Source organism: Enterococcus larvae (assembly GCF_017830045.1).
GTDB lineage: Bacteria > Bacillota > Bacilli > Lactobacillales > Enterococcaceae > Enterococcus_L > Enterococcus_L larvae.
Map to the genome: position 1 here is coordinate 235,303 of NZ_JAEDXU010000003.1, position 14,548 is coordinate 249,850.

The 14,548-nt window shown below is 33.5% G+C and carries 15 protein-coding genes; 5 read left to right on the forward strand and 10 right to left on the reverse strand.

Features of this window, described 5'->3' with window-relative positions; genetic code table 11:
- Nucleotides 1–19 precede the first annotated feature (19 nt).
- The gene (locus I6N96_RS07610; RefSeq protein ID WP_209556966.1) at nucleotides 20–748 is read right to left on the reverse strand and encodes a glucosamine-6-phosphate deaminase; all 729 of its coding nucleotides are present in this window, start codon (nucleotides 746–748) and stop codon (nucleotides 20–22) included.
- A 78-nt stretch (nucleotides 749–826) separates the two neighbouring features.
- On the opposite strand from I6N96_RS07610, the gene I6N96_RS07615 reads away from it, so the two are divergent.
- Entirely contained in the window at nucleotides 827–1,543 is a 717-nt protein-coding gene (locus I6N96_RS07615; RefSeq protein ID WP_209556967.1) for a MerR family transcriptional regulator, read from the forward strand.
- Between the two features lie 647 nt (nucleotides 1,544–2,190).
- Here the strand turns inward: I6N96_RS07615 and I6N96_RS07620 are convergent.
- The 9 genes from I6N96_RS07620 to I6N96_RS07660 form a co-directional block, all read right to left on the reverse strand.
- Entirely contained in the window at nucleotides 2,191–2,916 is a 726-nt protein-coding gene (locus tag I6N96_RS07620; protein WP_209556968.1) for an ABC transporter permease, read from the reverse strand.
- Complete coding sequence (locus I6N96_RS07625; RefSeq protein ID WP_347339069.1) at nucleotides 2,900–3,721, reverse strand: ATP-binding cassette domain-containing protein; 822 nt, start codon at nucleotides 3,719–3,721, stop codon at nucleotides 2,900–2,902. Before I6N96_RS07625 ends, I6N96_RS07620 begins: the two co-directional genes overlap by 17 nt.
- Before the next feature lie 173 nt (nucleotides 3,722–3,894).
- On the reverse strand, nucleotides 3,895–6,261 hold the full coding sequence (locus I6N96_RS07630) for an AAA family ATPase (RefSeq protein ID WP_245186882.1): 2,367 nt from the start codon (nucleotides 6,259–6,261) through the stop codon (nucleotides 3,895–3,897).
- The gene (locus I6N96_RS07635) at nucleotides 6,254–6,961 is read right to left on the reverse strand and encodes an ABC-three component system middle component 1 (protein ID WP_209556971.1); all 708 of its coding nucleotides are present in this window, start codon (nucleotides 6,959–6,961) and stop codon (nucleotides 6,254–6,256) included. Before I6N96_RS07635 ends, I6N96_RS07630 begins: the two co-directional genes overlap by 8 nt.
- Nucleotides 6,958–8,361, reverse strand: a complete 1,404-nt coding sequence (locus I6N96_RS07640; protein ID WP_209556972.1) for an ABC-three component system protein — start codon at nucleotides 8,359–8,361, stop codon at nucleotides 6,958–6,960. Before I6N96_RS07640 ends, I6N96_RS07635 begins: the two co-directional genes overlap by 4 nt.
- A 498-nt stretch (nucleotides 8,362–8,859) precedes the next feature.
- Nucleotides 8,860–9,249: a hypothetical protein gene (locus I6N96_RS07645; RefSeq protein ID WP_209556973.1), complete on the reverse strand. Its 390-nt coding sequence runs from the start codon at nucleotides 9,247–9,249 to the stop codon at nucleotides 8,860–8,862.
- Nucleotides 9,218–10,561, reverse strand: a complete 1,344-nt coding sequence (locus I6N96_RS07650; RefSeq protein ID WP_209556974.1) for a T7SS effector LXG polymorphic toxin — start codon at nucleotides 10,559–10,561, stop codon at nucleotides 9,218–9,220. Before I6N96_RS07650 ends, I6N96_RS07645 begins: the two co-directional genes overlap by 32 nt.
- 15 nt (nucleotides 10,562–10,576) lie before the next feature.
- Nucleotides 10,577–10,942: a DUF3958 family protein gene (locus tag I6N96_RS07655; RefSeq protein ID WP_209556975.1), complete on the reverse strand. Its 366-nt coding sequence runs from the start codon at nucleotides 10,940–10,942 to the stop codon at nucleotides 10,577–10,579.
- A gap of 3 nt (nucleotides 10,943–10,945) precedes the next feature.
- A complete protein-coding gene (locus I6N96_RS07660) occupies nucleotides 10,946–11,221 on the reverse strand; it encodes a TIGR04197 family type VII secretion effector (RefSeq protein WP_209556976.1) in 276 nt (91 codons plus the stop codon).
- 188 nt (nucleotides 11,222–11,409) lie between these two features.
- Between I6N96_RS07660 and I6N96_RS07665 the strand changes: the two genes are divergently transcribed.
- The 4 genes from I6N96_RS07665 (at nucleotide 11,410) to I6N96_RS07680 (ending at nucleotide 14,508) form a co-directional block, all read left to right on the forward strand.
- Entirely contained in the window at nucleotides 11,410–12,060 is a 651-nt protein-coding gene (locus I6N96_RS07665) for a recombinase family protein (protein WP_209556977.1), read from the forward strand.
- A 272-nt stretch (nucleotides 12,061–12,332) separates the two neighbouring features.
- A complete protein-coding gene (locus I6N96_RS07670) occupies nucleotides 12,333–13,004 on the forward strand; it encodes a hypothetical protein (RefSeq protein WP_209556978.1) in 672 nt (223 codons plus the stop codon).
- A 122-nt stretch (nucleotides 13,005–13,126) separates the two neighbouring features.
- Entirely contained in the window at nucleotides 13,127–13,672 is a 546-nt protein-coding gene (locus I6N96_RS07675; protein WP_209556979.1) for a class D sortase, read from the forward strand.
- Between the two features lie 17 nt (nucleotides 13,673–13,689).
- A complete protein-coding gene (locus I6N96_RS07680; RefSeq protein ID WP_209556980.1) occupies nucleotides 13,690–14,508 on the forward strand; it encodes a hypothetical protein in 819 nt (272 codons plus the stop codon).
- The last annotated feature ends 40 nt before the right edge of the window (nucleotides 14,509–14,548 follow it).

The following is a 14,548-nucleotide window of genomic DNA, read 5'->3' on the forward strand; positions in this document are numbered from 1 at the left end:
CATTATCTGCCACTTTGAGTTAAATCAGCTCGCTGATTTCCTGGGCGGCTACTTCATCTAGAACTAAAGTAAAATTAGGATGAAGCTGGAAAACAGAAGACGGCACCGCTTCGGTAACCTTACCAAAAAATGCTTCTTTTATAATAGCAGCTTTCGCCTTTCCAGATGCCATCATAACAATATGCGGAATATTCATAATACTTCTTGGTCCCATCGTTACATAACCAATAGGAAGTTCTTCTTCATTGCCTCCCACTTCTCCTAGAAGAATCTCTTTCATATCAGGTCTTGAATCAATTGAGACAAAGCTGGTTTGATTCCCAAATTTAGTCGTATTCGGAAGATTACCACAGAAATGTCCATCCGCTCCAATCCCAAGAAAAACGATATCCAGGCCTCCTATACTTTCAAGGTAAGCATCATGCGTCTGATAGTTTTCAACTGTCAATTGATGAATCTGAGCATCATCGATCTCAGCTTTATCAAAAAAACATTTTTTTAAATTACTGACAGTTACACCATCACCACCACTTTTCGAAAAAGGGATTTCATCAAAGTTAAAGAATGTGATGGTTGAGTCGAAGGGATGTTCAAGTATATATTCAGAGGCAATATCATAAGCTCGAATTGGACTACTTCCAGCTGTTACTGAAATATTTTTGAAGCCTTTAGTGTAAATAGCTTCCAGCAGCATTTCAGAAACCTTGCTGCTCATCCCCTCATAATCTTTCTCTACAATAATTTTCATTCATTATTCTCCTCTCAATCTTTTTACTATATAATAATGTCTATAGTAACTATAGAGTCAAGGGAATGGAGTGATTGAATGGAAAATATGCTATCGATTGGAGAAATGGCTGAGCTTTGTGGACTTTCGATTCAGCGATTACGTTATTATAGTAATATTGGTTTACTTCAACCAGATTATATCAACCCAACAAGCAATTATCGTTATTATTCTGTTCATCAAAAACAGACACTGTTCTTGATTCAAACACTACAATATTTAGGTTTATCGCTTCGTGAAATTTCTGATTTTATTTCCAAAAATCAGGCGGATAAACAGACTTCTGAAAAGATAGATCACTATATTCAACAGGAAGAAGCAAAACTGATTCGGATAAAAACGATTACCTCTATCCTTTTTGAAGGACATAACTTTGCTTCACAGCCTGACTTTTTTTCAACAATCGAGATTGAATGTGCCGATAGAAGTCAGGCCTTTGCATTTGGTCGTGATTGGCGAGCAGCAAGTAAGCATTTCAGAAACGAGCTGATAAAAAGAAACATTTCTTTGAGCTACTTGTTCTTTTGCGGCATAAAGCAGCAACTCATTAATGGAGAAAAAAAATACTTTTATTATATAGAATTACCCGGCGTCTTCGTAGAAAATACAAAAAGAAAAAGCTACTCGGATTATGAAGAAGTCTTTTGCAGCGACGCAAGCTCTCTTGATTTTTCAACGGCTCACGAAGTCAGCTATTTCTTAAGGCTGCCGGAAGTTGACAAAAAGAAGAGCTACAGAATCTTACACTTAAAATAGATACTTTTTAAAGCAATCTAAACAGCTTAGTTAATTGAAATAACTACTTGCTTCTCTATATTGAATTCTCTTAAGTGTTTAAAAATAGATAACAAATCAAATTTGTATTCCCAAATAAAAGTGATATGTTTTAAATTAACAAAGGAACATCGTTCATGTGTTTAGTTGCTTCGTATCGATTTTTCCCAATATTAAAGCTCTAGATACTCTTCCTGTTTGAATAGAATAGGCGATTCACTTAATTTCGTCATAGTTTTCTTCAATAATCTTACCATGGATTTTTCCGCTTAGACCATCTAATAAATTAGATGGTCTAAAGGTGGATTGACAGAAAATATGTGTTGTATAACTAATGCCGTCATTCTGGTTACAATCTGCCCAAAAGTATAACCTCATACCCAAAAAATCACTTTATCTTTTATAATTACTCTTTTCTGCTATCTTTTTTGGAGATAGCTTTTCGTTTATCTTAAAAATGTTATCTCTAAGACTATTTATGCAGAGCAACCAGTCTTCATTGTTGAACTGCGCCTAGAATTGCCCTATATGAAATTCGAATTGAGATTCGCAAACTTAATCTTTCCTAGGTATATCTCACAAAGGATCAATCGGCAAACCTCTTTAATTTTTTTATTCATCCCTTACATCTATATCTCTTGTCGTTGAAAGCTGACAAACGTCAAAATCAGTCCTAGGATTCCTGTTATAGCAACAGATAGAACGGCAATCCCTAGCTCTGTATTCCCTAAATCCATAGAAGATAAAGCAAATGCCGCGGACCACGGAACAATGACTGGCCATTTGTCAGGGAATGTGATTCCTGTAACCGCCAATACGGCAAATAATATTCCCACTAGAATAGTTGGATAAAACAATTGCTTTTGCTTGATTCCCACCCATGCCAATGGCAATATAACGACTGCTGCTGTGAAAGCAGACAGCATGAATTTACCAAAAATATCTATAAAGCCCAGCTCATAAACATCAAAGATACTACGATATCCAAAGTAAACGACAGCACATGCAACCAAATACATAGTGAAATGCAGCAGCAGCCAGACAGTCAATTTACCGAATAGAATACTGGATCTTGCCACTCCGGTGACCCATAAATTTTTTATCGTTCTCTCTTCGTATTCCCTATGAATCAAGTACCCTAACAGCATCGTACTCAAAAAGAAGGTTACCATAAAATTATTGATCATCATATTTTCAGTTATCCAAATATCCTGAGGTACCTGCTGTGTCGATTCACTACGAACAACATCCTTCAGCACAGCCAGAAGCGTGAACAGCAAACTGCCGGACAAGCAAACAAAAACCAACGAACTGCGCCGAAGCTTTAACCACTCAATCTTAATTATTGAACGCATGCTTCTCACCTCCTATAAGTTGACTGAAGTATTCTTCCAGTTGGAAGGTCTGACTGGTTATTTCTGAGACTGCCACACCCGCCTTAACAAAACAGCTGGTCATAGTTGCTGTATCCAACTGCTTTGCATAGACCCGTAGAAAGTCATCTTCCGACACTTCATAATCAGAGATTCCCAGCTCGTCCTCAAGTAAAAAGCACGCACGCTTCACATCATCTACCTTTACTTTTACAAAGTCTCTGTTTCTATCCTGCAGCTCTTGAAGGCTGACCTCTTCAATCAAATAGCCTTTGTTCAGAAAACCAATCGTGTCCACCATTTGTTCGATTTCCGATAAGATGTGACTGGATATCAAAATTGTCGTTCCGTATTTCTGATTCAAGAAAAGCAGCATTTCCCGTATCTCTTTGATTCCCATAGGGTCTAAGCCATTGATCGGTTCATCCAAGATCAGCAGTTCTGGTTCATGCAGCAAAGCTGCCGCAATGCCCAAACGCTGCTTCATTCCCATTGAGAACTCCTTGAATTTCTTTTTTCCCGCGGTGTCCAGACGAACATTCTCTAACGCTGTCTTGATGGCTCGATATTTTGTCACGCCACGCATTTCTGCCAATATCTCTAAATTTTCAGCCGCAGTCAAGTTTCCATAAAACGCAGATTCTTCGATCATAGAACCTGAACGAGTGTAGATTTCCGTGCTTTTTTCAGAGAGTCTATTTCCCATAAAGAACATTGCTCCGGAGGATGGTTTCTGCAACCCCAGCAGCAATTTCATCAACGTTGTTTTCCCTGCGCCGTTAGGCACTAGAACATAAAGAAGAAAATTATAAACAGTAAAAAGAACACGCCCATAGATAAAAAAGCATATACTTGTTCAAAAGTATATGCTTTTTAGTAATAAATATTTACTATTTAGTTTACTTCAATCTGTTAACTTTTAGACCGTCTAATGACATAAGTAAAATTGACATATTATATCTATTCTACATCATTCAATTCATGTAATTTATTTTTCACATTAATTCTCTTTGTGCTCAAATTATATTTTGAAAACTTATAACGAATGTATTTAGAGATTTCTTCTTCATGAGTAGATAAAATTATTTGTTTATGGCTAAAATCATTTCTTAGTAGCTCTACAAATGACGCAACATTTATTTCATCCATAGTTTGAACAGGGTCATCTATTAATAGCACACTTAATGATTTCTGCTCGTATACTGTATTTAGTGCAAGTGTGAAAGCTATCACTAATCCAGAAAGCTGACCAGATGATAAATAATTAATTGCATCATGATCATTTTCAAATCCAGAGACAAACATGATGCTTTTTTCATAATTGTCTTTTTCACGTATGAATAATCCACATCCTAATTGATAGTTTTGTATAATTTTTCCACTGTATATATAGAACGGAATCTCAATATCTCTAATAATTTTTCTCCAATGACTGGCAATCTTATCTTCGTAAATACCAATAATCTTGATCGTCTCTTTCTCAGATATAATTAACTTTCTTTCTCGCTCTTCATTTTTTTTCAAATTTGCTCTTAATTCTTTTACTTTCTTTGATCCACTGCTGTAAAAGAGAGAATTTATATATTCTGCTTTCTTTTGAATATTTTCTAGCTTAACACTTCTTAGCTCAGTCTCATTAGAATTAAAAATATTCTCAAAAATAAACTTTTTGTTTTCATGTTCTTTGTAGTCAGTACCAATAGTTTTCTTTTTCGACAATATATATCGAGTCAATTCCTGAAATTGAGTTTCGCTGTTAGTAATTTCAATGCTGTCAATATTTAGAAAATTGTCAATCTGTAAATTATTATTTTTACACCATTCAATAAATTCCAATATCTGGTCTTTCATTTTTACTGCTGACGTTAATGAATTATAAAATTCTTCAGATACGATGTTTTTACTCTCAGAAAAATAATTTTTAATTTCTTGGTTGATACTCGCAATATATTTTATATTTATATTGTCCAGTTTCTGTTTGTATAGCCTACCCTCTTTATCGGTCAATTTCTCAAATTTCTTTTCTTTTTCTTGAATAGACTCTAATAAATCACTATATGAATCAAACGGCTCACCGCACAAAGGGCAATCAGTATCTTCTGGCCGTTTAATCTTATCAAAACTCTTCAATAAATCTTCTCTAGTGCTCTTAAATTCCTGGACTATTTTTGAAAAATCACTCATTTTTGATTTTGTTAACTTTAAATCCTCTATATCACTTTGTATCTCTGGAATGTTAAGAGATAACTGTAAAATTTTATCTATATCCCTAAAAGAGGATATATCTATATTTTTTTCAATTTCTGATTTGGAGAATGCTTTTTCTAAGCGCTTTAGTGATCTTTCTTTGGTTTTTAAAGCAGTATATTTATCATGTTTTTCAAGAAAATTGGAGTAATTGATTGTATTTAGAAGTAACTCATTTTTTTCTAGGTAATTATTTATTTGATTATTGAATCGTGTACCAAGAAAATCTTCAATATCCTTTCTCAATTTATAGATGGCTCTTAGCTCATTCAAATATTTTTCTCTTGTTGTTATATCTACAGTTATATTTTCTCCATCCCATTCTAATACTGGGACTCTATCCAAAAGCTTGAAATATAATTCGTTTCCATTGTCGTCTTTCTTCATTTTTCCTAGCTCATTCGTCCAATTGTTTAAAAGAAATCTGGTGTTTTTAATCTGATCGCTAATAGCTCCTTTCTTGCTAGATATCCTTTTTTTTGCATTTTTGATGTTTGATAACTCTCTCTCTTCTTCTTTAGTATCAAACAATGAAGATATAGCTTCCATACGTTCTTTTCCACTTTTTTTCAAAAATAGTGTGTTTTCCTCTTGCTGTACATAATAAAATAAATTGAAAAATCTTTCTAAGTCAGGAATATCCAAAATATCTTCTACATCTTTAGTAAAAATTTGATTTCCATCTTCGAAAGTAGACATAAATTCTGGTAATAGGTAGGTTTGAAAAACATTCCAATTATCAGGTTTCTTATCACTTTGGGTAAATCGCCTTTTTGAATCTATCCTTTTAGCTATTACAATCCTATTTCCATTGTTTTCAAATTCTATTCGTACTTCTGTATCAACTTCACTCTTATTTGAGAATAAATTGTATTCATACCCCAGCCTACGGTCAATAGTATTTGTTATTCGACTGATTTTTCCAGTTATTACTAATTCTATTGCATCAAAAATAGTGGTTTTCCCAAATCCATTTGGACCATCAAGGACAATCAAGTTATTGTTATTAAAGTTGATTTCAGCTTCATTAACATGTTTAAAATTCTTCAAATATATTTTATTAATTCTTTGTTTATTCATAATCAACATTCTCCAAATCAATACTTTCAACTATTCTATCAATGAATACTTCATCCTCTAGCTCGAAGTAACGCAAAATTTTATCTCTACTTTCTGTAAGATTATCCTTTTCTAAACGAAGTCTAATTGATTTAGACAGGTCGTCTAAATCACTCTGTTTGTGGTTCAGACTAATAAACGGAATTTTAGTCATTAACCTTGTGCACATCTCATATAATTTCACATCATCAGTGTCCTCACCTAACTTATACTGACTGAATTTTTCTACATCATTAATAATATTATTGATGGTAATATTAATATTTTCTCCGTTCAGAATCTCTTTTTTTATTTTTTCAAAATTTTCACTATAGCTGAGTAAATACTTCTTAAAAAAATAAGGATCTTCTTCAATTTCAAAAATTTTTTTATACTTAAATGAGCTTTCATTATGAGTATTCTTTAGGCAAATTAACATGGATAAATTCTTATCTATCCTCTCATCGTAGCCTCTCTCAATTGTCTTAATGGCGTTAAAATATTCTGAAACTCGTTTTACTATAAAGTCTTCCGTAATTTCATTCATATACACAATTAAATAGAAATTCGTTGCCGTTTTAGAATAGTTTCCCCAAAAGGATATCTCATCACTAAAAGGGTTGGTTATTGATATATTTTCAAAACCATTATTAAAAAAAATTTTATCAATGACTTCTTTCACTCGAACTCCTCCTTAGCTTCATCAAGCTTAATTAAACCAATTTTTTTCATTATTGTAATTCGATCATGGTATTGTTCACTTTGTCTTGTACTGTTACTATTGTCCGGCTCAGGAATATTTCGATATATTCTATTTTCGTCTATGGAGTTTATTGTAATATTCTTCGTGATTATTTTTTCTACCTCTCTCAATAAGTCAGGATTATCATTATTATGTATCCTTTTTATCAGCAAATTATTTCTAATTGGAGAATTATCATCAAGAATAGTAGAAGGTAAATATACAACATTTTTATAATCGCTCATCCTTTTATGGAAAACCCACTTCTTACTCTCAACTTTCTTTTGTATCTGTTTTATTATCTCAAAAAAACAATTCTCTAATCCTTGCTTAGGAAGGCAACTAGTCAAAAATTTCATCGCATTATTGACATCTTCGTCGGTTACTTCGTTATCAGGTGATATTTTTAAACAAAATTCGTAGAACTCATTATCATCTAAGGCAAAAATTTCATCAATTGTCATCTTAAATAAATCATAATTATATTTAGTCACATAGTTCATATTGTATTCGTTTTCAAGAACTTCGTTTATATATTGTGTAGCCATTCGTTGAAACTCATTCTTCATATAATATATTGTATATTCTCTACTGGGCAGATCATGATTCTGTTCAACAATTTTTTTGATGTCAACAAATTTTATAGTAACCTTCTCTTTCTCTATCCCTTCTTGAATATCCTTATGTCGTTCTTTGATATTCGAATCCACTAGACCCAGTAGACGAAGATACGCCCTATCAATTCGTTCTGCACTAGCATTATCCCCTGTAAAGCCTAGAATCTTCTCTTTTATTTTTGTCTCAATATCATCAAATGAGCAAAAGCGCATTTCATTATCTTGATCTCCATAATTATACAGTTCAAGCTTCTCAGCAAGACTGTCATATTGCCCCGATTCAACGACTGCTTTATAGCTTTCATATGGTGATTTGATTCTAGGTTTTTTTACAGGATTAGAAGGTTCCTTAATACCTTGCTTCTCTAAGAAATCTTCTGGTATATTCAAGCCGTTTGTGGTATGTAAATAAGCTTTCTCAAGAGTGGTGAACTCTAGTATTTTCAGTAATAGAGTCCATATGGCCTCCTTGTAACTAGATAATGCTGATGTATTGTAAGTTTTGACTTGATGAATAGTAATATATTTACTGTTCTTTTTGATTGAAAAGTCCTCAAACCACTCTAATTCTAAAAAATACTCATTTAAATCTTCATTTGCGTCGTTAAGCTCTTCGATTTTATTCAAAGCCATAAATAAAGCTACTTTTCCCTGATAGCTGTATCCATTCCAGCTAAAACTAGCATCGGTAGAATACAAAGTAATATCGATTTCCTCCGCCATGTAAGTCCCTCCTCCTTATTCTTTACCGTTGAATTATTAAAACTAATTTCCTAGTTATCTTATCCTTCTAGTGATCAATTAAAACCAATGCTACATTTTATAATAAGCAAAGTATTTTTTTCATCTTTAATCTTATCATGGATTTTGAATTCTAAAAAGAACAATCGCTACATAGTAATAAATAATCATCCTTATTAAAGAAGAAATTACATAATCATAACAAGTTGGAATTCCATAGAGCACTTTTAGCTTCAAAACTACCTAACATAAGAATTTAAGAGCTTTACAGCTAACCGAGTGAAAATGAAAGTCTGCAATCATTGATATTGTAGGGGTTTTCTATACCTTCTTTTAGTCACTCCCTGCATTTCGTTATACCATATATGTAAAATAATATATATGGAGGTTTAGGGGCTGAAACATAAAGAAGAAAAATATGAATAACAAAGAGAACACGCCCATACTAAAAAAGATTGCAATTAAATGCAATCTTTTACTTCAATCGTTATCTTCAACCCTTACATTAGAAAAAATGATTGAATCAGTTCTGTTTGCTATTTTAGCTACGTATTCTTTACCCTTTTGCACCCTGTAAGAGTAGAAGAATTCTCCTTTTGGTGTGAATCTATCTGTGTCTATTTTAGATGGGGAAATTTTTTCTCCTGCTTCGCTATATAGATTTACCTCAAAGTCATTTTTGTGTTTTTCGTCAACATAGATAAAAATCTGTGCTTCTATGTTACTGTCTAAAATGTTTACTTTCATTTCTTTTTGCTGGTTAGGAAAAAATACAGGAAATTGATCCTTGAAAATGAAAATCAATAAAGATAGACCTATTACACAAACGATACTAATGCTAATTATTTTTATTATATTTCTTGAAATCATCAATACCCTCCTGAACCATTATACCATCTTCGGGGTTATCGCCATAGTCAGTCATAGCCCAAACTAGCGGACCTCCAAGCCCAGATAGAGCTAATTTTTTAAAATCGCCTCCAAATGCATCACTTATAATCTGGGCTATACCAGCACCCATTTTTAAAGTCTCCCCATTAAGCAGTAAAGCCCCTTGTCCATAATAACCAAATAGATAGTTACCTAAATAGTCTCTCCTGTCTTCGATTTCTTTTGTCCATCCTCTTGACCAGATTGAATAATTAGAATCTCCCCAGACTCTAGATTTTAAATCTAAAGGTCGCTTGGTATTTACCATATCAATGAATCGAATATAGTTTAGTGAGTTTTTGCCAGAGACCTCAATAGCGTCATCGCCCAATTTTCTAGCTACCGCTTTAATGTCAATATCAATTTCTTTCAGTCTTTCTGCTAATTTGCTTTCGGCAGCCTCCATAATATCTTTACTTTTTTGATCCTCTTTTTCTCCATAATCTTTTCTAACTTTATCATACTCATCAAAAGCATCTTTGGCTTGCAAATAAAGAAAATCTTCATATATGCCCGCAATCCTATTTGCCTTCTGGATAGAAGATAAATTTTTGTCGTCTTTTATCTTTTGAACTTCTTTTGCGTAGCTATATGGCAAAACAAAATTTTCTTTCCATTCCTTGTTAATGTTTTTTGCCCAGTCTAATTTAAGATTTGCAGTGCTATACATTCCGTTTGAATCATTAAAACAGCTAGTGCTAGAAAGTGCAGACAATCCTTGGTTGACATTATTCAATAATGAATCTGCGGTAGTGTATAAACCAACGCAAGAACTCTCTAACTCGTGTAATGATTGAATTTCATTTTTTAATGTATATAATTGATTATTTATAGGACCAATATATAGGTCAGTATTGACATTTCTAGAGCCAAATGATGGACTATTTTCTAGTAAGCTATTCTTATAAAAAATTGATTGTTTCTGTTTTTCTAAACATTCGATGATACGATTTATGGCGTCTTCATTAACCTCTGCGCCACTTTCAAATTTTTTAGATATCCGGCTGGCAAAGATTAGATTGTCATTCATAATCTCATCATTTGCTCGAATTTGTCCGCGCAAAAGCGGAATATGGGCAGATTCAACGTAGTTTTTAGCAGCCGACCACGCGTCACCTGTCAATTCTGTAGCATCAGCAAAGTTAAACATACCTTGAAGAATTTTCGCTAAACCTTCATTTTTACTATTTAAAGACGAATTTATCTGATTTAAATAACCATTTATTTCACTAACTTTTAATTTTAACCCCAATAGTAAAACCTCCTCTTAGCTATTTTCTTGTTTTAGTTTTCTCTGTTTACTTAGCAAATCTTCTTCTTTTTGGAGAAGTAATTTTTGCTTTTGTTGTAGAGTAGAATTGATTTCATCTAATTCTCTCATTGACTCCCTATATCCATGCTCATTATCTTCATGAGCCATATGCAAAAAACGGTTTGCTTTATCGCCTTTCCAGTAATAAGCGAGTTCATCTAAAATATCAGTATTTTCTCTATAAATTTGTTGGGCAATATCATCTGCTTCTATGAGTTTTTCGGCTTGTTTTTTATTTTCATCTAAATCATCTGTAAGATTTTGCAATTCTCGATTAACTGCAATAATCTCATCCAAATTATCTTTCTTTTCTTCTGACATTTTCTAGCCTCCGTTCGAAATTTGTGCATCTTTTTCAGCAAAAGTAGTCGCAATCAAAGTGAAATTGGCTAAATCTCTAGATAATGCGCCGCCATATTGACTGGTGCTAGTTAAAGATTTTCCGTTTACATTCTTTACTCTCTCGCAAGCTGAAAGATTTGAAAAACTGATTGTAGAGGAATTAACAGTTGTTTGTAGCGCTGAGTCCTTAGCACTTGTAATAGGATCAATATAATTAGACGCTATACCTATATCTGAACTAATGATTTCATTTGACATTTGGTTCACCTCTGTTCATTTATTCTGTAATAAGTTTACCATTGTTTATATTTTGCGACAATCTGAACTTTATAAATGATTTTTTATATTTACCTGAAACCAAAGACTTTTGCACCCTTCATTTAGTCACTCCCTCCATTTCCATATACCATATATAAGTAACAACTAAATATATGGAGGCAGACAACATGCAAAAACACCAAAACAAGAAAGTAAAGGAACTGGAGAAATTAAACAAGGTAAAAATCGGCTATGCTCGTGTTTCATCTCAAGATGATCGGCAAAAATTAGGCTTAGAAGTTCAGACGGAAGCACTAAAGAATTGTGATATCATCTTTAGTGAGAAAAGTTCAGGAGACAACGACAACCAGCTTGAACTTGCCAAAGCCATTTCACTTGCAAAAGACTTGTCTAGCCAAGAAAAATTTGTGACCTTACAAATCTACAAATTAGATCGCTTAACTAGAAAAATGTTAACGTTAGCAAACATCATTGACGAACTAAACCAGCATAATATTAAGCTCATTTCACTCCAAGAAAACATTGAAACAGATTCACTCACAGGACGTTTACTCTGCTTAGTCCTGGGCTATGTGGCAGAAATTGAAATAGATAATATACGTTTTAGAACTAAAGAAGGATTGAGAAAAGCTAAGGAAAACGGGGCTATATTGGGTAAGCCCGCCCTTCCAGAAAAGAAGAAACGACAAATATTAGACCTATACCAATTAAACTCAATGCCAGTAAAAACTATAGCGAAGCGCCTCAAGGTTAGTGAAAGTTCAATTTATAAAACTGTCAAAGAAAGCGGTATAAAGCACCGAAAGCTTGTAAAATAGCCCTTTAAAACACTAGGGACATGTGGTAAACTTTTTATTGAAACCATTTACCATTACTTGTTATATCGAACGTCTAAAAAAGATAACTAATTTGGCAATTATACATATACTTTTCTGGCTACAAAACGCTGATTTAATAAGGTTTATACCTTATTGAGTGGGCGTTTTTTATTGTCTTCTTATTTCGTTCGTTATAACGAGATGGATAACGGAGGTGAAATTAGAATAGTTGATGAATGGTTTTATAAAAACACAAATGAGGAGAATAAAATATGAAGAAACTTATTTTTACCGCACTACTAGCTGTAGGGTTTTTCGTAGGTGCAAGTGAAGCAAAAGCCGAGGAAGTAAGTGTTATTACTCCAGCAGAACAACAAGTGATTGATTCTGCTCAAGCTTGGGTCGGTCCATTATGGAATGCGACATATACCGCAAAAGCTGAATATTGGGCGAAAAATGTTGACTTATCCCAAGCAGATGCCGATACAGTCATGGGTAATATGTTTGACGCAGCGCGTTTAATCAATCAAGCAGGAGTGGGATATGATTCATTCAGTGATTACAATTCATTAATTGCTAAACTTCAAGAAGTTGATCCAAACATTGCTAGTCAGGTAATCGCCTTGGCTGCTGAAATCTCTAGTTTGACCGGAGTAAACACAAATGGTGATCTAATTGTGGCTCCAACTCCAGAGACACCAGAAACTCCAACAGATAACACGACTACTCCAAATGAGGAAAATGGAACAACGACAAATAATAAGACCGAAACTGGCTCAGAATCAAAAGGCACAAACACAACGCTTCGTTCTGGTAATTCTTCCAATGGTAACATTATGAAGAATACAGGCGTAAGTTATATGAATAGCTTAGCAATGATTATTCTGGTTGGTGTAGCTGGTTTAGGTGCAATGTTTGTTAGTAAAAAGCAACAAATAAAATGAAATTCTTGAAACGTTTGAGGGTATATGTTTATATACCCTTGATTTTTATACTTATAAACTGTTCATTGTTATACGTTATAGGAAAGCCAGTTTTCCAGATTGCAAAAGCTACAAGTGGCTTATTGCTTTTAGATAATCAGCCGAACTTTAAAAATGAATCTACTGATTTATTTGCAAAAAAAGAAGAACCGTCGATCAATACAGACATCTTACCGGCTTCTTCTATTACTTATCCAGCGATGAATGATTTATTTGGAGAAGTGATTTCTGAAAAAGTAGATTTAGCCAGTCCACTTTTTTATGGAGACAATGACGATATTTTAGCCCAAGGAGCAGGTATGTTTAATGGAAGTAAATTTCCAGGAGAAAAAGGACTTTGCATTATCGGTGGTCACAACCGACCAATGTTTGGACGAATTTATGATTTAGTTATTGGCGACCAGTTCACTATCAATACTCATTATGGTTCTTTTATTTATGAAGTGATTGAAAATACCATTATTTCAGCCGAAGACAACCAGTTTCTTTTAGATCGGATGAATCAACGAGAAGAACCGCAAGCCTTGCTTTATACTTGTTTTCCTTTAGAAGCGATTGGTTGGGCACCAGAGCGAGTAATTGTTGTTGGTAGGCAAATCTCAGTTCCAATCATTGACGAGACGAAGTAAAAGGAGGAAATACAAAAATGAAAATAAAAGAAATATCCTATTTTGTTTTAGCAAGTATTTTCTCTCTTTGCTTATTGATTTCGGTTGCCTCCGTTTTACTTTACTCTACCTTATGCCAGAACTGGTATGTTGAAGTAGCCATCTCAAAAAGTAACTATTGCGAAAAGGTAGCCAGTAGTTTGAACAAAGATATAGCTGACTATGCTTTAGGTAGCAACATTCCGAAAAATATTTTAGAGAATATCGTTACAAAAGAACAAGTGGAAAAAGACACTATTTCCTATTTGAAACAGATAAATTTACAAAATGAACAAGTAACTATTTCAACAGATGAAATGAGGCAGACCGTTGTCCAAAAAATTCAAAATTATTCTACTGAATCAGGGCAAGCGATCTATTCGGAAGAAGCAATCTCAAATTTGGCAGACCAGTTAACAACAGTGTATATAAAAGCAATTCAGCAACCTTTCTTTTCTCAATTCTTTAAACAAGTATTAGTTTATCGACCAGTTCTAGTAAAGATTTTTCTCTACTCGGCAGTCTGTGGAAGCATACTCTATATTTTTTTATTCCGCTCACTTTGGGAAAAGAAGCGTCTGTTGTATCTTTTGTTCGCCTGTTCCCTTCTAGCAACCAGTGTTCCATTTTTGTTGCCAGCCATTTATTTACTCGCTACAAATTATTTTTCACGAGTTCCGATTCATAACGAATCTATCTACTATTTGACGAAGACCTATTTGAATAGTCTTCTATATATGAGTATATTTGTTGGGATTGAGCTGTTTTTGGTTGGGTTATTATTCGGAATAATAGCAGAACAAAAGGAATTAGTATGATGAATGGTTTTAAAAAATGAAAAAAACAAAGGAGCTGAAT